The sequence below is a fragment of the Pedobacter rhizosphaerae genome, assembly GCF_900111155.1.
Lineage (GTDB): Bacteria > Bacteroidota > Bacteroidia > Sphingobacteriales > Sphingobacteriaceae > Pedobacter > Pedobacter rhizosphaerae.
Window position 1 is genome coordinate 17,310 of sequence record NZ_FOGG01000019.1, and the last position, 21,164, is coordinate 38,473.

At 36.4% G+C, this 21,164-nt stretch carries 22 protein-coding genes; 9 read left to right on the top strand and 13 right to left on the bottom strand.

Annotation, left to right across the window (positions count from 1 at the left end):
• Window positions 1-6 precede the first annotated feature (6 nt).
• Together BMX11_RS15265 and BMX11_RS15275 are read right to left on the bottom strand one after the other, a co-directional pair.
• The gene (locus tag BMX11_RS15265; RefSeq protein WP_090885779.1) at window positions 7-666 is read right to left on the bottom strand and encodes an ATP-binding cassette domain-containing protein; all 660 of its coding nucleotides are present in this window, start codon (window positions 664-666) and stop codon (window positions 7-9) included.
• 403 nt (window positions 667-1,069) lie between these two features.
• Window positions 1,070-1,930 (bottom strand): sigma-70 family RNA polymerase sigma factor, encoded by an 861-nt coding sequence (locus BMX11_RS15275; RefSeq protein ID WP_010601359.1) that lies wholly within the window; start codon window positions 1,928-1,930, stop codon window positions 1,070-1,072.
• Between the two features lie 389 nt (window positions 1,931-2,319).
• Here BMX11_RS15275 and BMX11_RS15280 point away from each other — a divergent pair, with 389 nt between their 5' ends.
• Window positions 2,320-2,907 carry a hypothetical protein gene (locus tag BMX11_RS15280; RefSeq protein WP_090885783.1) on the top strand — a complete coding sequence of 196 codons (588 nt, stop codon included), beginning with the start codon at window positions 2,320-2,322 and terminating at the stop codon, window positions 2,905-2,907.
• A 248-nt stretch (window positions 2,908-3,155) separates the two neighbouring features.
• Window positions 3,156-3,362 carry a helix-turn-helix domain-containing protein gene (locus BMX11_RS15285; RefSeq protein ID WP_090885785.1) on the top strand — a complete coding sequence of 69 codons (207 nt, stop codon included), beginning with the start codon at window positions 3,156-3,158 and terminating at the stop codon, window positions 3,360-3,362.
• A gap of 431 nt (window positions 3,363-3,793) precedes the next feature.
• Here BMX11_RS15285 and sucC read toward each other — a convergent pair whose 3' ends face one another.
• The 7 genes from sucC to BMX11_RS15320 form a co-directional block, all read right to left on the bottom strand.
• Window positions 3,794-4,993 carry an ADP-forming succinate--CoA ligase subunit beta gene (gene sucC, locus BMX11_RS15290; RefSeq protein ID WP_090885787.1) on the bottom strand — a complete coding sequence of 400 codons (1,200 nt, stop codon included), beginning with the start codon at window positions 4,991-4,993 and terminating at the stop codon, window positions 3,794-3,796.
• 186 nt (window positions 4,994-5,179) lie between these two features.
• Window positions 5,180-5,488, bottom strand: a complete 309-nt coding sequence (locus tag BMX11_RS15295; protein ID WP_090885789.1) for a hypothetical protein — start codon at window positions 5,486-5,488, stop codon at window positions 5,180-5,182.
• 129 nt (window positions 5,489-5,617) lie between these two features.
• Window positions 5,618-6,394 (bottom strand): ferritin-like domain-containing protein, encoded by a 777-nt coding sequence (locus tag BMX11_RS15300; protein ID WP_175474577.1) that lies wholly within the window; start codon window positions 6,392-6,394, stop codon window positions 5,618-5,620.
• A gap of 121 nt (window positions 6,395-6,515) precedes the next feature.
• Window positions 6,516-8,081: a DUF4153 domain-containing protein gene (locus BMX11_RS15305; RefSeq protein WP_090885791.1), complete on the bottom strand. Its 1,566-nt coding sequence runs from the start codon at window positions 8,079-8,081 to the stop codon at window positions 6,516-6,518.
• Window positions 8,082-8,092: 11 nt separating this feature from the next.
• On the bottom strand, window positions 8,093-8,395 hold the full coding sequence (locus BMX11_RS15310) for a hypothetical protein (protein WP_090885793.1): 303 nt from the start codon (window positions 8,393-8,395) through the stop codon (window positions 8,093-8,095).
• A 44-nt stretch (window positions 8,396-8,439) separates the two neighbouring features.
• Window positions 8,440-8,736 (bottom strand): winged helix-turn-helix domain-containing protein, encoded by a 297-nt coding sequence (locus tag BMX11_RS15315; protein WP_090885795.1) that lies wholly within the window; start codon window positions 8,734-8,736, stop codon window positions 8,440-8,442.
• A gap of 1 nt (window position 8,737) precedes the next feature.
• Window positions 8,738-9,373 carry a hypothetical protein gene (locus BMX11_RS15320; protein ID WP_090885931.1) on the bottom strand — a complete coding sequence of 212 codons (636 nt, stop codon included), beginning with the start codon at window positions 9,371-9,373 and terminating at the stop codon, window positions 8,738-8,740.
• A 1,064-nt stretch (window positions 9,374-10,437) separates the two neighbouring features.
• Between BMX11_RS15320 and BMX11_RS15325 the strand changes: the two genes are divergently transcribed.
• From BMX11_RS15325 to BMX11_RS15355, 7 genes are all read left to right on the top strand, one after another.
• Complete coding sequence (locus tag BMX11_RS15325; RefSeq protein ID WP_090885797.1) at window positions 10,438-11,088, top strand: ABC transporter ATP-binding protein; 651 nt, start codon at window positions 10,438-10,440, stop codon at window positions 11,086-11,088.
• Window positions 11,089-11,178: 90 nt separating this feature from the next.
• Window positions 11,179-11,658 (top strand): ATP-grasp domain-containing protein, encoded by a 480-nt coding sequence (locus tag BMX11_RS15330; protein ID WP_090885799.1) that lies wholly within the window; start codon window positions 11,179-11,181, stop codon window positions 11,656-11,658.
• Between the two features lies 1 nt (window position 11,659).
• Window positions 11,660-12,268: an HAD family hydrolase gene (locus tag BMX11_RS15335; RefSeq protein WP_090885801.1), complete on the top strand. Its 609-nt coding sequence runs from the start codon at window positions 11,660-11,662 to the stop codon at window positions 12,266-12,268.
• 3 nt (window positions 12,269-12,271) lie between these two features.
• The gene (locus BMX11_RS15340; RefSeq protein ID WP_090885803.1) at window positions 12,272-13,819 is read left to right on the top strand and encodes a S41 family peptidase; all 1,548 of its coding nucleotides are present in this window, start codon (window positions 12,272-12,274) and stop codon (window positions 13,817-13,819) included.
• A gap of 138 nt (window positions 13,820-13,957) precedes the next feature.
• The gene (locus BMX11_RS15345; RefSeq protein ID WP_090885805.1) at window positions 13,958-14,224 is read left to right on the top strand and encodes a hypothetical protein; all 267 of its coding nucleotides are present in this window, start codon (window positions 13,958-13,960) and stop codon (window positions 14,222-14,224) included.
• Between the two features lie 58 nt (window positions 14,225-14,282).
• Window positions 14,283-15,377, top strand: a complete 1,095-nt coding sequence (gene dprA, locus BMX11_RS15350) for a DNA-processing protein DprA (protein WP_090885807.1) — start codon at window positions 14,283-14,285, stop codon at window positions 15,375-15,377.
• 156 nt (window positions 15,378-15,533) lie between these two features.
• The gene (locus BMX11_RS15355; protein ID WP_090885809.1) at window positions 15,534-16,895 is read left to right on the top strand and encodes a pyridoxal-phosphate dependent enzyme; all 1,362 of its coding nucleotides are present in this window, start codon (window positions 15,534-15,536) and stop codon (window positions 16,893-16,895) included.
• A gap of 316 nt (window positions 16,896-17,211) precedes the next feature.
• Here BMX11_RS15355 and murA read toward each other — a convergent pair whose 3' ends face one another.
• The 4 genes from murA to BMX11_RS15375 all read right to left on the bottom strand — a co-directional run bounded on the left by murA (window position 17,212) and on the right by BMX11_RS15375 (window position 21,153).
• Window positions 17,212-18,537, bottom strand: a complete 1,326-nt coding sequence (gene murA / locus BMX11_RS15360) for a UDP-N-acetylglucosamine 1-carboxyvinyltransferase (protein WP_090885811.1) — start codon at window positions 18,535-18,537, stop codon at window positions 17,212-17,214.
• Window positions 18,538-18,651: 114 nt separating this feature from the next.
• Window positions 18,652-19,338, bottom strand: a complete 687-nt coding sequence (locus BMX11_RS15365) for a DUF4290 domain-containing protein (RefSeq protein ID WP_090885813.1) — start codon at window positions 19,336-19,338, stop codon at window positions 18,652-18,654.
• 293 nt (window positions 19,339-19,631) lie between these two features.
• Window positions 19,632-20,129 (bottom strand): SixA phosphatase family protein, encoded by a 498-nt coding sequence (locus BMX11_RS15370; RefSeq protein WP_090885815.1) that lies wholly within the window; start codon window positions 20,127-20,129, stop codon window positions 19,632-19,634.
• Window positions 20,122-21,153: a glycosyltransferase family 9 protein gene (locus BMX11_RS15375; protein ID WP_090885817.1), complete on the bottom strand. Its 1,032-nt coding sequence runs from the start codon at window positions 21,151-21,153 to the stop codon at window positions 20,122-20,124. Before BMX11_RS15375 ends, BMX11_RS15370 begins: the two co-directional genes overlap by 8 nt.
• Window positions 21,154-21,164 lie beyond the last annotated feature (11 nt).

Here is a 21,164-nt window from a genome sequence, read left to right on the forward strand (position 1 = left end):
AAATAGCTAGACTGTAAATCCAGGTAAGTAGCCATGGAGAATCAAGTCATCTTCACTATTTATCGTGTAATTTCGGCGATTGTGGATTAATACAATACGGTCAGAAATATCTAAAATTGATCTATACAGGTGATCGGTAATGATAAATCCCTTTTCTCCTTTTAGGGTTTGTATATGTATTTTAAGTTCCTCCACCCATATAGGTGATAGCTGTGAAAAAGGCTCATCCAGCAAAACAAATTGAGCGTTACTGTAAATCATTAATAAACACTCTATAAACCGGCATTCACCTCCAGATAGGTTGTAGAACTTATTCTCTAAGTGTTTTGTAATTAATGGTATTTCTTTTAGTCTGTTTTGGTAGTTATGACAGAAAAGGTCTATGGCTTCACCAAGATTGATCTGATCGGGAATAAAGCGATCTTGTGGTAAGTAGGATAAATTTTTAGACAGGTAACCTTTATCATACTTTTTGCCGTTAATATTCAAATACTTGAAGTGGGGTGTAATACTCCCAAATATTGCTTTTAAGAGGGTAGATTTTCCACACCCGTTTCTGCCCAGTAACCCAACTACTTCTCCCACATTACAAGCCAGGTATACGCCGCTTAGTACTTCCTTCTCTTTGTAATAGTGAGTGGTACTATCTATGAAAATTGTCGACATAAAATAGGATAGTGAGGATGGAAATGAATATCAATACATCGCATGAGATTAAATACGTCATAATCTTTCTAATGCTAACCCCCATGTTTTGGAAAAAGTAGGCAGTAGATTCATAAAACATGAAATAGATTCCTATAGAAAATGCCCAGGTAAACAGTTTGATGAAAAAAGCTAACACATAAGTATCGGATTGATTAAAACCCTTTAAATAAAATAATACAGCTATAAGTAGGCTTACCAGTAAATTCCAGGCAAAGATGGGTTTGTAAACTTTAATAATTTTTTTGAGGAGGTTAATTAGCATGAACTAAATATAATTAATTGACATCAAACACAGCTACCCCAAACAAAAAAAGGATCGACATTTTTGCCGATCCTTTTTTATTTTTTAAGAATTTTAAAATTAACCTAAGTAAGATTTTAAAATTTTACTTCTTGAGGTATGACGAAGGCGTTGTAGCGCTTTGTCCTTAATTTGCCTCACACGTTCGCGAGTTAGGTTAAATTTTTCCCCAATTTCTTCTAATGAAAGGGGGTGGTTAGAACCTAAACCGAAGAATAAAACAATGATTTCTCTTTCTCTTTCTGTTAAAGTAGATAAAGAACGTTTGATTTCTTCAGATAATGACTCGTTAATTAATGAACTATCCGTGTTCGGTTCATGATTTTCAAGTACATCTAATAATGTGTTTTCTTCACCCTGAACGAAAGGCGCATCCATGGATACGTGACGACCAGAGTTACTTAAAGTATCAGAAATCTTATCAACTGTCGTTTCTAAAATATCTGCTAATTCTTCTGGAGAAGGCTCTCTTTCATATTCTTGCTCTAACTTAGAGAAAGCTTTACTGATTTTACTTAATGAACCAACCTGGTTTAATGGTAAACGAACAATACGGCTTTGCTCTGCAATAGCTTGAAGAATAGATTGACGAATCCACCAAACGGCATAAGAAATGAATTTGAAACCCTTTGTCTCATCGAAACGCTTTGCAGCTTTGATCAGACCTAAGTTACCTTCATTAATTAAATCGCCTAATGTTAAACCTTGGTTTTGATATTGCTTAGCAACTGATACAACGAAACGTAAGTTAGTTTTAGTCAATCGCTCTAATGCCGCTTGATCGCCCTCACGAATCTTCCTTGCTAAAATTACTTCCTCTTCTGCTGTGATTAAATCTACTTTACCAATTTCGTGAAGATATTTGTCTAAAGACTGACTTTCCCGGTTGGTAATGGATTGCGTTATCTTGAGTTGTCTCATTTATACGTTTTGTGTGCTCTATAATTATTGGAGTGTGCAAAGTTACGAATTTGTATAGCAATCCGAAAGGATAAAATGCTGAAAATGTTGCTGTTTACACATGTTTTTTAATGTTTTTATTGTAACAAAAATCATTCCAATAAAGTTTTTGTCATGTTTTAATTACGAATAGATTGTATAGTTGATAAACGGCTATAATTTATTGTTTTTCAATAAATATATTTTGATTTGTAATAATATTATAATAGGTTTGTTTCTTAAATTATTAAATAATTATGACGTTTCTCATCCACCAATTTAATTATCTGTCAATTAAGCAAAAGACAAACAGCTGGTGAAAAAAACCAAATCAAAATCAAATTTTAGATTAAACTTAAATTTTTTTATTCATGGATAAGATTATTAGAAATTCGGCATATGGACTAATTATGGTGGCGGCTACCTCACTTTTATTTCATGCTGTGGGCGCATTTAAGGCTTACTATAGCGGCGCTTTAGCCATTAAAGTAATTGATACCTCAGCTATTTTGAATCATAAAGTTATACCAATTGGTGATTACACAAGTGATTATACGGCAGGAACACTGCAAATTAAACCCACCCTCTTTCAATCGTTTTTATTTTATAACGGGCACTTTTCCGACCATGGAGCCGGAATCGTTTTCTTTTTACTATTGGGAATAATCCTCATGCTTGCCCTAAAATTCAGATCCGAGCTATTGTTAAATCTTTCTGGAGATAAATTTTATCAATGTGTTGGTTTGGTTGGTTTACTTTATTTGGCAATATGCTTTGGGATTGAGATACCAACAGGCAATTACTTAAAAGAATTAACTAACCATGCATTTAGGCTCGATAATAATCACGCTGATTATTCGATTTTCAATCTACTTTCTTTGTTTATCCTGTTGAATGCCATGTTGCAACTTCATACCTATGCTAAGCAATTAAAGGCAGAAAATGATCTTACGATTTAGCAAACTATTCGGATTATCAGTAGCCTTATTTCTTCGCCTCATGTCAAAAAGTTCGAAAAGGCAGGAAATAAATCCATCCATCAATTTGAGTTTTAATTTTCATTAAACTCTTCATTGGCTATCTTTTGCCCAAGCTTCATGATTGTTGTTTTATTTAAAATTATAAGATATGCGGTATTGATGAAGCAGGATGCTAGCCTGACCATTTAATTTTTTAAAGAAGTAAAAACTAACTTTACAATTAACAAATGCCCATAATAATCAACTTAGATGTAATGCTGGCCCGAAGGAAGATGTCGTTAACCGAACTCAGTGAAAGGGTAGGGATTACCATGTCTAATTTATCTATCCTCAAAACAGGTAAAGCCAAAGCCATCCGTTTGGAAACTTTAGAATCAATATGTAAAGTGTTAGATTGTCAGCCCGGAGATATTTTAGAATATAGAGGGAGCTGATCTTGAAAAGCTTTTGAAGGAAAGTGAAAGAGTGAAAAGTTGAAAGTAAAAAGTTGAAAGTTCAAAGCCCCTTAGCTTATCTTAATTCCTTAATGTTAGATTTAAAACGGAAAAAGCGGAAAGTGAAAGAGTGAAAAGTTGAAAGTAAAAAGTTGAAAGGCCCCTTAATTTATCTTCTTAATGTTAGATTGAAAGCGGAAAGACCAAAGCTGAAAGTGAAAGAGTGAAAAGTTCAAAGCCCCTTAACTTATCTTAATTCCTTAATGTTAGATTTAAAACGGAAAGACTAAAGCTGAAAGTGAAATAGTTGCAAGTTAAAAATGCAAAAGGCCATCACTCCTTAATGCTGAAAAGGAGAAATTAAAGCCATCCTGTAAAAAAAAAATCCTTTCAACTTACATTGAAAGGATTTCTATTGTATTGTTTAAAAATTATGCTTGCTCTTCTAAAACTTTAGTTACTAAATCAGCAGCTTCTTTTAAAGCGATAGCTGAATAAACTTTAAGTCCTGAATCGTCAATTAATTTTTTAGCTTCTTCAGCATTTGTACCTTGTAAACGGCAGATGATCGGAACAGGAATGTTTCCAATTTCGTTATAGGCATCAATAACACCCTGAGCAACACGGTCGCAACGAACGATACCACCAAAAATGTTAATTAAGATTGCTTTAACGTTTGGATCTTTCAAGATAATATTGAAAGCTGCTTTAACCGTTTGAGCATTTGCAGTTCCGCCTACGTCTAAGAAGTTTGCAGGCTCACCACCGGCTAACTTAATAATATCCATCGTAGCCATCGCTAAACCAGCACCGTTAACCATACAACCTACGTTACCATCTAAGTTAACGAAGTTAAGGTTAGAAGCACTTGCTTCAACTTCCATTGGATCTTCTTCTGTAACATCACGCATTGCTGCGTAATCCGGGTGACGGAATAAGCCATTTTCATCTAAATTTACTTTAGCATCAACAGCAATTACTTTATCATCAGAAGTTTTTAAAACAGGATTGATTTCGAACATTGAAGAATCAGTAGCTTCGTAAGCTTTATATAAGGCAGAAACGAATTTTACCATTTCTTTAAACGCGTTACCGCTAACACCTAAGTTAAAGGCAATTTTACGAGCCTGGAAACCTTGTAAGCCAACTTTAGGATCAATTTCTTCTTTAAAGATCAGGTGAGGAGTATGCTCAGCAACTTCTTCAATGTCCATACCACCTTCGGTACTGTACATGATGATGTTACGGCCTTTAGCACGATCTAATAAAACTGAAATGTAGAATTCTTTAGTTTCTGAAGCACCTGGATAATAAACATCCTGTGCTACTAAAACCTTGTTCACTTTTTTACCTTCAGGACCGGTTTGAGGGGTAACTAATTGCATACCGATAATGTCGGTAGCGCGTTGTTGAACCTCTTCTAGGTTCTTAGCCAACTTAACACCTCCGCCTTTACCGCGACCACCTGCGTGGATCTGCGCCTTAATAACAACCCAGTCAGAGTTATAATCGGTTTTCAGTTTCTTAGCAGCCTCAACAGCTTGCTCAGGCGTATCGGCAACAATTCCTTCTTGAACGTTTACACCGAAACTTTTTAATATTTGTTTACCCTGGTATTCGTGAATATTCATTTGCTACAAAATTTGCCCAAAGCTACAATTTCAAAGCCTTTAAACAAATAGAAAAAACCGATTTTTTCAGAAAATGAACGTTTTGTGTTAATGGAAAGTTTTAACAGGTGCAAAGAAGGGATAGCGCTGTGTTCTCATTTTAATATTACATCATTGGGCTCAATACTTTTGATTGCCTAAAATAGTTTAACTTCCTGCAATTGGCGATCCGAATATGCCCACAGCCAATTCTGCCCATAGCAGAAAGAGGGCAAGTAAAATGACAATAAATAGTATGGTTCTCAAATTCCCTGCATTAACCGTTCTAAAAACCAATTCAATTGCCAAACCTGTACTCAATAGTAAAGCGCCGGCCGCTAAAAAATCTGTTAAGTCCCACTTAACTTCTGCTGTAAATTGCATGGCTATAAATGGAAGGATTAAGATGAATGCAATTACACTTAAAATGATGATAATCCGCTGTTTAGCAGGATTAAATGTCGCTTGATTTTTCATGTTCATTAAATTTATGATATTTTAATAATTATTTAAGATAATTCGTGTTTTTTTAAGCCTTTGCTTTCCCGATACACAGCACCGGGAAAACTAAAAATCCAACAAAAGTTTGCAAAGGCGAGCGGTTAATTAAAAATGTTTTACTGGTATGGGTTCTGTAATAGGATGGATTGTATCTTCCTGAATCTGGTATAATGTTTCTCTGCCAGCTACCTTTGTCAATTTAGATTTCATTTTATGGAAGTATCTGCTAAAATTAAGCTTTCCGGCTTTGAAGAGCTTCTTGTGTGCAAACCACACAACCAAACTGGTACAGATGAAAAAACAAGAGTAGGCATGATAGCAGATGAATTTAGAAAAGGCATTTTTCTGACTAAAGATGATATACAATCGCTCTCTTTGGAAGGTAATATGTGCAGCTTCGTCAATTAGAATATCCGTGCATATTTGTTTCGGTAATTTGCAGTTTGTCGCATCCTTTAGTGCCTGATAAAAGATTTGGGCAGCACTTTCAACGGTAATCACGGCAACTGTCCATAGTTCCATGTTGGTATTGTAATATCTTATTTTTCTAAACATCGTATCTCCCCAATCTTTTTTAATTCTGTCTTCGTTAATCAGATCTAAATACCGCCCTAAATTATTTCCGTGTTTTTGCTCTTCCTTTATAAAAAGCTTTACAGCATCGGGATAGTCCGGGTCATTAATTGCATTGGCATATTTTCTGGAGGCATGAAGCGAATGTTCACCCTCTGAAGTCTCCCCGAGTTGCCAGGCCTGTAATGATTTAAGGATGTTAGCCTTTTCAGAACGATCGAGCAGAGGTGCTAAGTCCCAGTTAATTCTCAAATTCTTAAGGTTTGCACCGAAATATTCTTTCCAATAGTTAGATGAATGAATTTTCATATCGTTATTGTTTTAATCTTTAACATCAAATATTTTTTGAACAATCTGCTCCAATACAAACCAAGCCAATGACAACATTGAAAATAGGAGCAGGATTATACTTTGGGTCTTATTCATAAGGCTACTTGCTTAGTCCAAAATATTGCGCTGCATTCCAATCTGGCAAGTTCCACGATACCCAGTTTCCTTCATTATATCTTTCTTTAAAGTATTCAATTCTGGTATCAAGTCTTCCCTGCAATTCATCGTTACTGGAAGGTTTTGGGATTTCATATTCAGGTAGATTATTGATGATAGATAGGGTTAGGCTTTTTCTATTTTTATCCAGAGTTGGGAGTGTTTTATCAGATAAGGAAAGCTGATAATCCGGATCAAAGGTGATACTATCTTTATGAGCGAAATTGTACTTTACAATAAAAACATCCCAGTTTATGGTGCTGAAGGTAAGAAGTAATATAAACCAGATACTGCCATTAACTTTAAGAAGGTAGAAGAATGTTTTTTGTTTGGCTACTTTTATATATACCGTTATTAAACCGATGATACATAATATGGCAAACACTAATACCCCAATTCGTTTATGCGTTAAGCCATAAACATCTATGTAATAGCCATCCTTAATAAAAACAGAAATAATGAGGATGAAATTTTGGATCATCCAGGTGTAGGCCAGAATTCTGAGTAGATGACTTTTGCTATAGAAGTTGAGGTTTGCTCTAAAAAAGTAGACAATCACCGCCATGGCAATCATTATGCTAAATATTAAAGCATTGGTACCCTGGTGTAAGTCTGCAGAGAAGCTTCCGGTTGGGATATAATTAAACCAAAGTGTGGTGATATCAATCAAATTGAGAAACAGAATCAAAAGATTTAAGGCAGTAAAGGATATTACAGCAATAATATACTCTGTTTTTAAGGCTAGATTCTTGGTGATAAGATTCGCTCCGAAGGTGTGAACAATTTCATACCAGAGTGTTTTTGATTTGATATTTCTGCGTAATCTCAAAAGCTGTTCTCTGCATTTTCCTTCCATATCTTCCAGGGCCTTGCTAAAAAAGGTAATGGTAAGCCCGGCGGATAAGATGAAGCCCAGACAAAAATGCATAAAGCGGGGTAGGCTAAGGTCTTTAAAAAGGAAATTTGAAATTTGGGTAAAAAAGACCTCAATGCCCGTAAAGAAATTATTGGTATAATGACTAAAAATCTGATTGGCTCCAGAATAGATACCGGTGAAAACCGCTACGATAAATACCGGGAAAATAATGTATTTAATCAGTTTAAGTGCGGGCTTTAAATTAAAACCGCCAATACTCACCTGACTTAAACGCTGTACTAAACCTATTGGAACTGTTATTATCTGAATCCCAGCTGTGATGATGGCGAGAAATACCGTCCTCAATTGTTGAAAATGGCCGAATCCTATAAAGATAAGTAAGCTGAAATAATAGGCAACCAGGGTTAAGTCGCTATTGTTAATCACCACAAGTATTGCTGCAAATAGGTGGGCAACAGCATAAGTAATGAATTTTGGGCTTTTAGGAATCTCAGGGTTCCAAAAGTTAACAGCCAGAATAAAAATACTGTAAATGAATAGGTTTAAGGCCAATCGCTCATTCCAGAAGAGCAGGCTAAACAATAAGCCTCCAATAAAGATGAATAGCAATAAGAGGTTGGATTTATTTTTCATTGTTTTTTGGTTTAGATGAATTGAAGCGCGATGGTGCAAAATCCGATGCAGAGGGGGATGTTGAGTACCAGATAAATAATTGTAGTTATATACTTCGCCCAGTACCTGAGGTTTAAGATTAGTTCCAGTAGTATGCCTAATAATAGGATGGAGTTAATAATGAAAGCCACTCCAATGTAATAAAGACCCACTCCAATCATTACGTTTGCCTTAGTGAGCATAAAAATTAGCAGTATAACCGATCCTCCGATGGCAGAGTAAAGGGCAGATTTTTTGCCTGCATTAATCAAGTTTAATTTTTCAGTTATTTTCATTTTAAAAGTGCTTTGTATTTCAAAGTAAATAGTCAAAAAAAATATTATAGTTTCTTAATCATTTTTTCAAGGGCATCTAAATGCGCTTTAAAAGCCTGCTTACCCAAATCAGTAATAGAGTAGGTGGTACTGGTTTTTCTGCCGATGAATCCTTTATGAACCTTGATAAACTCTGATTGCTCTAACGTATTTAAGTGTGAGGCCAGATTTCCATCTGTAAGTTCAAGCATTTGCTTCAGATCGTTAAAGCTAATTTCATCATTCACCACAAGCATCGACATCACGCCAAGCCTGATTCTACTATCAAAAACCTTATTTAAATCAGCTATTGGGTTCTTCATCTTATTTGCCTTTCTCGTATTTAAAATACATTAAAAGCCCGTATACTATGTGTAATAAACCAAAGCCGAATGCCCAAAAAACCAGTCCGTATCCTACGTAAAACATACAAATCAAACCTAGTGCTACTTCACAAAAGCCTAAGTAACGTATATCGCTAAAGGTATATTTGCTTGCATTAATTAATGCCAAGCCATAAAATATTAAGCAGGTAGGTGCAATTATAATATAGGTATTTGGATAATTAAGTAATAAAGCAATAATAAAGAGGCCTCCGGCAACTAATGGGATAGATAAGTTAATTACCAGCGATCTGGAAGTTTTATCCCAGATTGGAAGATTATTTCTTTGGCTTTTTCGGTAGGTAAACAATACTCCTCCAGCCAAAGCAACGAAAAGCACAATTAATCCAAGTTTAACTAGATTATATTCCAGGTCTACCTCTCCTTCAATGCCATAAGCATAGCCCGTTTTATTATAGAACTTATTGATTTCATCGTGAGCAAAGTAAGCACCAATTAAAGCGATTACACCTGCAAAAACGCCTGATAAACCACTGAGTGAAATAAACCGCGATGAGCGGTCCATCATTTGCCTGATGTCTTTCAATGCATTTAGCTGTTCTTCTGTGTTGCTCATTTTAAAAGTACTTTGTTTTTCAAAGTTAAATAACAAAATGATAATTGCAAATTTTATTTTTTATTTCTGATTTTTCGTTCTTTTCAGTGGTTAATATTTAACCGCAAAGGGCGCGAAGTTCAGTATGGGTAAAGTATCGAAAATCCAGCTCCCCTACTTTTCAAGGAGGGGGTGTGCGGGAAACGTGCGCAGATAGGGTGGTTGTTTTTGAACCGAAACTGGTACGTGCGCCACGAACCAGGGGATTTACACAGAGTACGCTGAGCTAATCTTGGTTCATTAACCAGTGGTTCATTTGGTGTTTAATATTTAACCGCAAAAGGCGCGAAGTTCAGTAAGGTAAAGTATCGAAAATCCAGCTTCCCTACTTTTCAAGGAGGGGTGTGCGGAAAACGCGCGCAGATGGGGTGGTTGTTTTTGAACAGAAACTGGTACATGTGCCACAAACCAGGGGATTTACACAGAGGTCGCTGAGCTAATCTTGGTTCATTAGCCAGTGGTTCATTGGTTCATTTGGTGTTTCGGTGGTTAATATTTTACCGCAAAGGGTGCGAAGTTCAGTATGGCAAAGTATCGAAAATCCAGCTCCCCTACTTTTCAAGGAGGGGGTGTGTGTGAAACGTGCGCAGATGGGGTGGTTGTTTTTGAACCGAAACTGGTACGTGCGCCACGAACCAGGGGATTTACACAGAGGACGCTGAGCTAATCTTGGTTCATTAGCCAGTGGTTCATTCGGTGTTTAATATTTAATCGCAAAGGGCGCGAATCTCAGTAGGGCAAAGTATCGAAAATCCAGCTCCCCTACTTTTCAAGGAGGGGGTGTGTGGGAAACGTGAGCAGACGGGGGTGGTTGTTTTTGAACCGAAACTGGTACTTTTGCCACGAACAAGGGGATCTGAGAGCAGGACATTTGCACAGAGAACATTGGTTCATTCAAATGTTCATTGGATTGTTTCCAATCTATTTTCTATTTACGATTTTCTATGCCAGCTCATTCTGCTGTTCTCTGCTTCCAGTATTGTTATTAATTGTGTGCTTTGCCCTTTTTTATTAAATTTGACGATATGCTAAAAGCCACAGGAATAAGAAAATCATACGGTAAGCTTGAAATTTTAAAGGGAGTAAATTTTGAAGTTGAAAAAGGGGAGATTGTAAGCATAATTGGCCCGTCTGGGGCTGGAAAAAGTACCTTACTCCACATTTTAGGTACTTTAGATAAGCCTGATGCCGGAGCAGTTGAATTAAAGAGTACGGTAATCAGTAAATTGAGCGGCGATTTGTTAAGTAATTTTCGTAACCAGAATATCGGTTTTGTATTTCAGTTTCATCATCTCTTACCAGAGTTTAATGCGCTGGAAAATATTTGTATACCTGCATTTATCGCTAAAACCAGTAAGAAACAGGCTGAAAGCAGGGCTTTGGAGCTTTTGGACTTATTTGGTTTAAAGGATCGTGCACTACATAAACCCAATCAGCTTTCGGGAGGCGAACAGCAGCGTATAGCTATCGCAAGAGCCCTGATTAATAATCCCTCTATAATTCTTGCCGATGAACCTTCGGGTAATCTGGATTCTGAAAATGCTTCAGCACTTCATCAGTTATTTGTGAGTTTGAGAGATAATTTTCATCAAACTTTTGTAATTGTGACACACAATGAGCATCTGGCCAAAACCAGCGATAGGGTGGTGAGCATGAAAGATGGGCTTATTGTTTAGTTCATTTATTCAATTGTTCAATGGTCATTGGTTCATTTCAAATTCAATCAATCATTCATTAACTCATTCTACTATTCATTCATTTAATAAATGAAAATACTTATTACCGGCGGTAATAGCGCCAAAGCATTAAAATTATTAAAAGCATTTCCAAATCATTTCGTTTTACTTGGCGATTATGGTGACGTTCCTTCTGTTTTAACTGAAAAATACGGTTTCGCATCTTTTGGAACGCTAAACAAAGAGAGTATAGCGCATATTTTCTTGAATTTTTGTATCACCGAATCCATCGATTGTATTATTCCTTTAAAAGAATTTGAGTTAGAACCCCTGGCAAAATCGGCAGTGCTATTCGATGAGTATAACATCCAGGTGTTACTGCCTGATGCAGCTGTTATAGCGGATTTTATTGATCAGGACAATCAGGCTTTCGCAAATTTTGCAATTTTTATTGATGGAACATGTATTTATTCTACAGCTGAAATCCCTGGTAAACCTACCCACCAGCCACTTAATGGCATATATGGCTATAATGAAAACAGTAATGAATTAAAACTATTTACAATCTAAAATGGATAATTTCACTTTCGCTAAAGATAAACAATTGGTTATTTTTGAATTGGACGACGTACTTTTCCCTTCAAAAGATTATTTATTACAAGTTTATTATCTTTTTGCCCAATTTATAGAGTATACTGAGCAAAAAAATGCGGCTAACATATTAGATTTTATGCGGAATCATTATGAGGCAAGTGGAACGGAGGATTTGTTTGCAAAAACGGCCTCGCAATTTGACTTAGATGAAAAGTATCAGCATAATTTTGATCTTTTGCATCAAACAGCCCGTCTACCGTTAAAGCTTTTACTTTATCAAAATATATTGGATTTTCTTCAGGAATTAGTGGTTAACCGAAAGAAAATTGTAATTGTAACTGCCGGAAATCCGGAGCAACAGTTAAATAAGATTAAGCAAACAGAATGGAATGGACTGGAGCAGTATTTAACCGTTTTCTTTGTTGATGAGCTGAATCAGCCAAAGTCTGAAGTCTTTCAGAACATATTAAATGATAGTAACTTAAACGCCAATGAAGTGTTGGTTGTAGGTGCAAATAATTTTGATGCACATCAATCCAAATTAATTAATTTGCCGTATATTGAGTCACTAGAAATTTACAAATAGAAAATGATGAGAAAGGTATTTGTACAGCGGTATCTATTGTACTTGTTTATTGCAGGATTTACCCTGTTAAGTGCTTGTAAAAAGGATAAAAGCGAGCAGGCTAATAATGACCCTGGTGTTCCAGAAACAAATAATCTTCAAACACCAACGTCAGACAGGAATTTGTTAACAAAGGATTCGATATTTTTATATGCGAAACAAATCTACCTTTGGAATCCAAGTCTGCCAAGTTACGATAACTTTAATCCGAGGAAATATACCAGTAACCAAAGCTTGTTGTATGCCTTAACTCAAATTCCGATTAACCAACAAACGGGAAAACCATATGAGTATGTGGCAAATTCCAGCACTTCAAAATATTCTTTTATTGATGATGGATCTGTTGCCGGACAGTTAGGCGGAACAGGTGCCGATTTTGGTTTCTCATTGGCTTTTGATGGCGCAAACTTATTAAAAGTGAGGTATGTTTATCCTACTTCACCGGCCGATGTAAAGGGATTAAAACGTGGATATTTAGTAACTAAAGTAAATGGAGTTGGCGTTTTGAGATCAAGCCAGTCGGATATTGCTAATTTAAATAACGCATTATTTGGCGATCATCCTTCCATTACCCTGAGTGTTACTAAACCCGATCAAACTACAGCAGATATTGTTGTTAACCGCGCTACTTATAGCATCAATCCGATTCTGTTTACTAAAATTTATACCATTGGTGCAAAAAAAGTAGGTTACATTGTTTTCAATAGCTTTACCACCAATTCTGGCGCGGGGCTTGAAGATGCTTTTAAACAGTTTGCAACTGGTGGTGTTACAGAGCTTGTTGTCGATTTACGCTACAATGGTGGAGGATCTGTGGCAACCTCTGAACTTTTTACAAACTTAATAGCACCTCCTTCACAAAATCAGAAGGTAATGTATACCACTTACTGGACTCAGAAGATGCAGGATGGACAAGCAACTATTTTGCAAAACCAAAAATTTTATGCCAAAGGAACAGATGGTATCACCCGTTTATATTCATTTTTTGATTATCCCTATAAGCCTACCATGGCGGCAGGTAATCAGGAAGTTTTTGCTAAAAAGGGAACATTAAATGGTGTAACCAGAGTTTATTTCTTAGTTACAGGAGGTACAGCATCGGCAAGCGAGCTATTAATTAATAATTTGAAACCTGTTGTAGACGTAAAGTTAATTGGTAGGACTACCTATGGTAAGCCTGTAGGGTTTTTCTCTGTGAAAATAGATAAGTATGATCTTTATGTGCCGCAATTTCAAACTAAAAATCAGTTGAACCAAGGCGATTACTTTGATGGCATGACAGTAGACAGGACAGTTGATGATGATTTAAGTAAAGAATTTGGAGATACTGAAGAGGGCATGCTTAAACAAGCATTGTATTATTCTGAAAATGGCAAGTTTAGTGCTCTTGTAAATGAAAATAGATTGAGCAGTACATCAGGAATTACAAGGGCAGATATTGATAGTAAAAACCAACAACTTGATCATGACTTTAAAGGCATGGTAGAGACGAGAAAATTGAAATTAAAATAAACCAAGCAATATTTTTGAACCGATAGCGTAATAACTATCGGTTTTTTTTTATCTTAATTATTACAAAAATGAAGCAGTAAAAGGTTGCATTTTTTGTGAAATTTTGATAAGCTTGTTATATAAATCGTTAAGAGAATTATGCCGATAGAAATAGTTGAAAAAGAGCACATAGGATATTTAAACATCATCAGCGCTAAAGAAGATCATACAGACGAATTGAGATCTAAACTGGATGAAGCGCAGCGTTTGGGAAATGAATTTAAGTCCAAAGCAGTAATTACATTTAATACCACCATCGGACCAAAAAGAGTAGATACAACAGTTTGGTCGGTAACGGAGAAGTACGTTCAATTGAAAAATAATGTTCACATTCCGATAAAAAGCTTAATAGATATCGATTTTTAAGGCTGCTTGTTTAAGGAAATAAATCATCCCGCGTTTTATTTACCTTATTAAAATCTGAATGAGTACGCTTCATAAAATTGCATTAACATTTATTAAAAATATTGGCCCCGTAACGGCTAAACATTTATTAGCCTATTGTGGTAGTGCTGAAGCTGTCTTCTTAGCAAATAAAAAACAGCTCTTGCAGATACCGGGTATAGGAGAGAAGACTATAACATCTATACTTGCTACTGATGCATTAATAAAAGCAGAACGGGAACTGCTTTTTATTAAAAAACATGGTATTCAGCCATTATTTTTTTCAGATGAGGATTATCCGAAACGCCTGAAAAACTGTTATGACGCACCAATATTACTGTATTATAAAGGTGTCGCTGATTTAAACCATCCGCGAATAGTTAGTATTGTTGGTACAAGAAATGCCTCAGAATATGGACGAAATCTGTGCCGGGCATTAGCTGAGGTACTGACTGCTTACGATATTGTGGTGGTGAGTGGTTTAGCCTATGGGATTGATGTTTGTGCGCATCAGGAATGTTTAGCTCACAATATTCCTAACATTGGGATTCTGGGACATGGATTAGATCGGTTGTATCCACAGGTTCATAAAGAAATTTCTCAGCAAATGGTGCTAAATGGTGGTTTGCTTACAGAATATCCCACTTTAACGAATCCGGATCGGCAAAATTTTCCTCAAAGAAACCGAATTATTGCCGGAATTTCAGATGCTACTATTGTGGTGGAAGCTTCCAGAAAAGGTGGTGCCCTTATCACGGCAGAGATCGCAAATTCTTATAATAAGGATGTTTTTGCCTTTCCTGGCAGAACAAACGATCTATTTTCTGAAGGCTGTAATTTTCTGATCAAAACCAATCGCGCCGCATTGATCAATAGTGCAAAAGATCTGATTTACTATTTAGGCTGGGATATCATTCCTGTTCAGGAAAAGCCTGCTATACAAACCGCCCTGCCTATCCATTTATCAGCACAAGAAAAAAGTGTAGTAACTGCTTTAACCAATGGGGCCTTGAGTATTGATGAACTGACTTATCAATTTAAAATTTCTGCGGGAAAATTGCCCATAGTATTACTTACTTTAGAAATGCAGGGGATAATTATTTCATTACCCGGAAAGGTTTATAAGCTGGTATAAGATTTTCTGAAGGCAAAATGCCGAATAAACAATCTATAATGCCTATCATAATTATAGATTATGATATTAAATTTTGAAAATTTAGTTTATTTAAAATAATGTTTTAATTAAGTAATGCTTTGTAAAATACTTAATGCCTTTTATTAGATTTGCAATATGTGGTACAATAATATTTTAGAAACCATTGGTAATACACCATTGGTAAAATTGAATACGATTACTAAAGGGATTCCTGCTACTGTTTTGGCGAAAATTGAAACAACAAACCCTGGAAATTCTATCAAAGACCGTATGGCGGTGAAGATGATTGAAGATGCAGAGCAGAGCGGAAAATTGAAACCTGGCGGAACCATTATCGAGGGAACTTCCGGAAATACCGGAATGGGCCTGGCTATGGCTGCCATTATTAAAGGTTACAAATGTATTTTTACCACAACTGATAAGCAGTCTAAAGAAAAGGTTGACGCTTTACGTGCCTTTGGTGCCGAAGTTATTGTTTGTCCAACAAACGTTGAACCTGAAGATCCCCGTTCTTATTACTCTGTTTCTTCTCGTTTAGAGCGTGAAGTACCTAATTCCTGGAAACCAAATCAGTATGATAATTTGTCTAATTCGCAGGCACACTACGAGCAAACAGGACCAGAAATATGGGAACAAACAGAAGGTAAAATTACCCATTTAGTGGTGGGCGTTGGTACTGGTGGAACCATATCAGGTACAGGCAAGTATTTAAAAGAAAAGAATCCAGATATTAAAATTTGGGGGATTGATACCTATGGCTCTGTATTTAAAAAATATAAAGAGACGGGTATTTTTGATAAGGATGAAATTTATCCTTATATCACAGAAGGTATTGGTGAGGATTTTCTTCCTGCAAATGTTAATTTCGATGTAGTAGATCTTTTTGAAAAAGTAACAGATAAAGACGCGGCCTTAATGACCCGGGATATCGCCAGAAAAGAAGGGATTTTCGTAGGTAATTCGGCAGGTGCGGCAGTGGCGGGATTGATACAATTGAAAGAGAAGTTGAAACCAGAAGATGTAGTGGTTATTATTTTTCATGACCATGGCAGCCGGTATATGGGTAAAATGTATAATGAAGATTGGTTACGTGAACGTGGATTTTTACAAGATGAGAAATTAACCGCCAAATCGATTCTGGCTAAAAAGGAAAGCACAGAGATTGTAACCCTTGATGCTCAAAAATCAGTTCTGGAAGCCATTAATACCATTAAATCAATGAATATTTCTCAGATTCCGGTTACGCAACAGGGGATGATTGTAGGTAAAATTGCAGAAAGCGATATTTTATCTGCTTTGTTGGAAAACCCAGGGTTAAAATCGGCACCAATTGCAGAAATTATGACAGCTACTTTTCCATTTGTTGATTTAAATACTTCTATTGATAAGATTTCATCATTGATTAACAAAGAAAACTCTGCTGTACTGGTAGAGGCCGAATCTGGAAAAATTGAGATTATTACACAGTACGATATTATTAATGCGATATCGGGGTAAGCATGTATGACAGTAACCATGCTCCTTAGCTTTTACTGTGACAGGTTAGGTTGGGATTTGTTTTATTGACTTTATCTTAAAGATGCTGAAACAAGTTCAGCAAGACGATTACGAAAAAAATCCTCTACAGGATTCATCACACCATCCGTCCCCCTGAATTTATTTCAGGGTCTTATCACAAAGTTGCTGAGGTAAAATCAGCAGAGCATGATTTGAGATATTACAGGTCAACGCTATTTATAAAAAGAAAGTTCCCTGAAAAGTTTTCAGGGAGCTTTTTATTTGGTTCAGTTTTCAATACTGTACCTTCAACATTTTAATGGCTTGGTGCATCGGCATTAACACGCTTAATCTGCGCGCCCAATGCACGTAAACGGGTGTCAATGTCTTGATATCCACGCTCAATCTGTTCGATGTTGTAGATGGTTGATTTACCTTCAGCAGATAATGCGGCAATCAATAGGGAAACACCTGCTCTGATATCCGGAGAAGTCATGCTTATTCCACGCAATTTATATTTTTTGTCGATTCCGTTAACAGTTGCACGGTGTGGGTCGCAAAGGATGATTTGTGCACCCATATCAATTAATTTATCAACAAAGAATAAACGGCTTTCGAACATTTTTTGGTGAATCAATACATTTCCTTTCGCTTGTGTAGCCACTACTAAAACAATGCTTAGTAAGTCTGGCGTAAAACCTGGCCATGGAGCATCAGCAATGGTTAAAATTGATCCATCAATAAAGGTATCAATCTCATAGTGCTTTTGTGAAGGAACGAAAATGTCGTCGCCCCTACGTTCAAGTTTGATGCCTAATTTTCTAAAAACTTCGGGAATAACGCCTAATTCGTCGTAACAAACATTTTTGATAGTGATCTCAGATTCGGTCATTGCCGCCAACCCGATAAACGACCCAATTTCGATCATATCTGGAAGCATACGGTGCTCAGTACCTCCTAGTTTAGTAACTCCTTCAATGGTTAACAGATTAGAACCGATACCTGAAATTTTAGCGCCCATACGGTTCAGCATTTTACAAAGCTGTTGTAAGTAGGGTTCGCATGCTGCATTATAAATGGTAGTAGTACCTTTTGCCAGGACAGCAGCCATTACAATGTTTGCAGTTCCAGTTACAGATGCTTCATCTAATAGGATATAGGCACCTTGTAAGTTGGTGGCATCTACATTGAAGAATGCTTTTTTACTGTCATAAACAAACTTGGCACCCAATTTTTCAAATCCGATAAAGTGGGTATCCAGTCTTCTACGACCAATTTTATCACCACCCGGTTTAGGAATAGCTGCTTTACCAAAACGTGCCAATAATGGGCCTACAATCATGATAGAACCTCTTAAACCACCACCTTTAGCCTTGAAAACATCCGATTGGAAGAAATCAAGATTGATATTTTTAGCCTCAAAGCTGTAAGTATCTTTGTCTAAGCGCTCTACTGTAACCCCCAGGTCGCCCAACAATTCTATCAGTTTGTTTACGTCCTTAATGTCGGGTATATTGCTAATGGTTACTTTTTCTTCTGTCAATAATACTGCCGAAAGAATCTGTAAAGCTTCATTTTTGGCGCCTTGAGGGGTAATTTCGCCTTTTAATTTGATTCCGCCTGTTATTTCAAATGCGTTCATATATCTGTTTTTCTGCTAATAAGATTATTTTCTACTCCTTTTCCTTTTTTATCAAGACCTAACTTAAGAGATTTTAGATATCATTTTGGGAAAAGAACCGGAAAATAAGGGTTCTTAGTATTTAGATTTGTTGTTGTTGTTTCTTTGACGATTGTTATTGTTGTTGTTATTCTGGCGGTTTTTCCCGTTGTTATTGTTGTTATTCCGGCCGCGGTTATTGTTGTTATTATTTTGACGAGGGTTTTGTTGTCTAAACTCAACCTTTGCCAAATTCACATTTTCATCCAGGCGTAATAGTCCACCAGATAAATCATGTAAATCCTTTAAAATGGTTTCATCAGAAACATTGTCTTTGTTCCAGGTTACGTAAGCCATTTTCATAAAGTTAGCAATGCTTTGAACCATGGCTTTTTTATGCTCGGGGTTTTCTTCCCGCATTGCTTTTTCAATTAAATTTTCAACAGCCTTACCATAATGCTTGTAGGTAATTCGTTGCTGTGGATAACCAATATGTGCAGGTTTTACGAATGCATTTTCAGGAAGAGGCTTTGGATAGGGGCTATCTACATCAATCTGATAGCCAGAAATGATGTGTAGGTGATCCCAAAGTTTATGTTTAAAATCGGCTACATCACGTAAGTGGGGTTGTAAAAAACCCATCAAATCGATAACTGCCTGGGCATATTTATTGCGTTCTTCAATGGTAGGTAATGCACAGATATACTTTACCATATTTTGAACATTGCGACCATATTCTGATAAAATCAAATGGCTACGCGTAGTGTTATAATCAAAACTCATGTCAAATAAATTAATGGATAAATTTTCTGGCGATACGAATTATGAAATAACCAGAAGAGTTTAGGTTATGAATTCACCGAAATGTCTATTGCCAGATTTCGTTTAATAAACTCAAAGATACTAAAAATATTGTGGATTGGTTGTTTGTCGCTTAATTTTTGCAAACGTTCCCGGTACTTATATTTGCTTTTTGGATATTAATTTCCCTGCTAACATCTGATGATCGAATTATTTTACCGTATAAGGAAATATATGCGATAAGAGCTGGGTGCTTACTCCGCGCATGTACATATTCAAATCTCGTCGCTATTTTTAGGGTAATCAAAAAATATTAGATCTCCTGTTCCTTTACTTACCATTTTCCAGGAATCAAAGGGAAAGGAAATCAAGACCATTCCTGCGGTTGGAATATTGTAGATATCAGCATCGCTGAGTTCATTTGCCAGGTCGGTAAAGCCGGGATTGTGGCCAAACATGATTACTGTATCAGCACCATCACTTAAGCCGTTAACCACTTTAAGCAAAGCTGTAGTGTTGGCTTCATAAATCGTTTCATCATAAATAATGTGCTCAAAATTATAAGCTTCTGCAAAATATTTAGCTGTGGATTTAGCCCTTTTGGCAGGGCTGCTTACTATTAATTCGAATTTAAATCCTTTTTTCAGTAAGCGTTCGGCCATTTCTGGCGCATTTTCTTTACCACGTTTATTTAAGGGGCGATTAAAATCTTTTAATTCTGCATTGCCCCAGTCAGATTTGCCATGACGGACTAAAAGTAGTTGCTTAGCCATTGAGTTTTTCTTCTATTTTGTTTACAATAGTTTGTGGTTGGATCAGATCCATACAACTTTCAACACCACAAAGGCAAGGTTTGTTTCCGTATATTGAATTCGGCCTGTTTGGATGGTGAATTTGCACGCAATCTTTTTCAGCTTGACCATAGCCTAGAAAGCCAGCATAAGGATGTGTTGGCCCCCATACGGAAATAACTGGTACACCCATTAAAGAAGCCATGTGCATTCCTGATGAATCCATGCTGAGCATGAGATCTAAATTTGAAATAATGGCGAGTTCCTCGGTAAGGTTAAAATTTCCAATTAAATTATGTGTATTATGGTATTTTCCTGCCCAGTTTTCGGCAATATTTTTTTCAACCTCACCTCCTCCAAAAACAAACAACTGGTTTCCTTTTTCCGATAAGGAGGCAATTACCTGCTCCATTTTATCATAGGGATAAACTTTATAAATATGCTGTGCGAAAGGAGAGATGCCAATCTTTTTTGTTGTTGTGTTAAATAGATTGGCAACTTTTTCTGGCAATGTTTGCGGATTTCTTTGTAATTGATGACTTAGCTTTAAAGTATATCCTAATTCCCTGAAAACATCGGCATAGCGCTCAACGGTTTGACGTAGCGGTTTAAATACCTTTTGTTCGGTGCGGGTTAAGGCTTTTTTTTCTGCTCTACCTTTGTTTATCCGTTTTATTTTTATCCCTGAAATTCTAAAAAAACTCGAAACGGCACGGCTTCTGATATTATCATGAAGGTCGGCAATGGATGAGGCTTTGTACTGTTTTAATTCCTTATACAAACGATATAAGCCCACTAAACCTTTATGTGTGGTTTTGGGTTCTATTGCATGAAATTTAAGGTTGTGGATGGAAGTGAAAAAAGGTTTAAAGGCAGTTCTGCTTACCATTACAATTTCTGTTTCCGGATGTTGGGCGGTAAATTCCCTTAAAACAGAGGCTACCATCGCCACATCTCCCATGGCAGAAAAACGCAAAACGATGATTTTCTCTTTTGATGATGTCATTTTTTTAAGCA

Excerpts from the sequence above, each read along its gene's own strand:
- BMX11_RS15305 (WP_090885791.1), bottom strand. The coding sequence starts at position 8,081 with ATGAAAAATAAATCCAACCTCTTATTGCTATTCATCTTTATTGGAGGC.
- BMX11_RS15295 (WP_090885789.1), bottom strand. The coding sequence starts at position 5,488 with ATGAAAAATCAAGCGACATTTAATCCTGCTAAACAGCGGATTATCATC.
- BMX11_RS15365 (WP_090885813.1), bottom strand. The coding sequence starts at position 19,338 with ATGAGTTTTGATTATAACACTACGCGTAGCCATTTGATTTTATCAGAA.
- dprA (WP_090885807.1), top strand. The coding sequence starts at position 14,283 with ATGAGTACGCTTCATAAAATTGCATTAACATTTATTAAAAATATTGGC.
- BMX11_RS15320 (WP_090885931.1), bottom strand. The coding sequence starts at position 9,373 with ATGAGCAACACAGAAGAACAGCTAAATGCATTGAAAGACATCAGGCAA.
- BMX11_RS15345 (WP_090885805.1), top strand. The coding sequence starts at position 13,958 with ATGCCGATAGAAATAGTTGAAAAAGAGCACATAGGATATTTAAACATC.
- BMX11_RS15285 (WP_090885785.1), top strand. The coding sequence starts at position 3,156 with ATGCCCATAATAATCAACTTAGATGTAATGCTGGCCCGAAGGAAGATG.
- BMX11_RS15275 (WP_010601359.1), bottom strand. The coding sequence starts at position 1,930 with ATGAGACAACTCAAGATAACGCAATCCATTACCAACCGGGAAAGTCAG.
- murA (WP_090885811.1), bottom strand. The coding sequence starts at position 18,537 with ATGAACGCATTTGAAATAACAGGCGGAATCAAATTAAAAGGCGAAATT.
- BMX11_RS15280 (WP_090885783.1), top strand. The coding sequence starts at position 2,320 with ATGGATAAGATTATTAGAAATTCGGCATATGGACTAATTATGGTGGCG.
- BMX11_RS15355 (WP_090885809.1), top strand. The coding sequence starts at position 15,534 with ATGTGGTACAATAATATTTTAGAAACCATTGGTAATACACCATTGGTA.
- BMX11_RS15340 (WP_090885803.1), top strand. The coding sequence starts at position 12,272 with ATGATGAGAAAGGTATTTGTACAGCGGTATCTATTGTACTTGTTTATT.
- BMX11_RS15265 (WP_090885779.1), bottom strand. The coding sequence starts at position 666 with ATGTCGACAATTTTCATAGATAGTACCACTCACTATTACAAAGAGAAG.
- BMX11_RS15315 (WP_090885795.1), bottom strand. The coding sequence starts at position 8,736 with ATGAAGAACCCAATAGCTGATTTAAATAAGGTTTTTGATAGTAGAATC.
- BMX11_RS15310 (WP_090885793.1), bottom strand. The coding sequence starts at position 8,395 with ATGAAAATAACTGAAAAATTAAACTTGATTAATGCAGGCAAAAAATCT.
- BMX11_RS15370 (WP_090885815.1), bottom strand. The coding sequence starts at position 20,129 with ATGGCTAAGCAACTACTTTTAGTCCGTCATGGCAAATCTGACTGGGGC.
- BMX11_RS15300 (WP_175474577.1), bottom strand. The coding sequence starts at position 6,394 with ATGAAAATTCATTCATCTAACTATTGGAAAGAATATTTCGGTGCAAAC.
- BMX11_RS15330 (WP_090885799.1), top strand. The coding sequence starts at position 11,179 with ATGAAAATACTTATTACCGGCGGTAATAGCGCCAAAGCATTAAAATTA.
- BMX11_RS15335 (WP_090885801.1), top strand. The coding sequence starts at position 11,660 with ATGGATAATTTCACTTTCGCTAAAGATAAACAATTGGTTATTTTTGAA.
- BMX11_RS15375 (WP_090885817.1), bottom strand. The coding sequence starts at position 21,153 with ATGACATCATCAAAAGAGAAAATCATCGTTTTGCGTTTTTCTGCCATG.
- BMX11_RS15325 (WP_090885797.1), top strand. The coding sequence starts at position 10,438 with ATGCTAAAAGCCACAGGAATAAGAAAATCATACGGTAAGCTTGAAATT.
- sucC (WP_090885787.1), bottom strand. The coding sequence starts at position 4,993 with ATGAATATTCACGAATACCAGGGTAAACAAATATTAAAAAGTTTCGGT.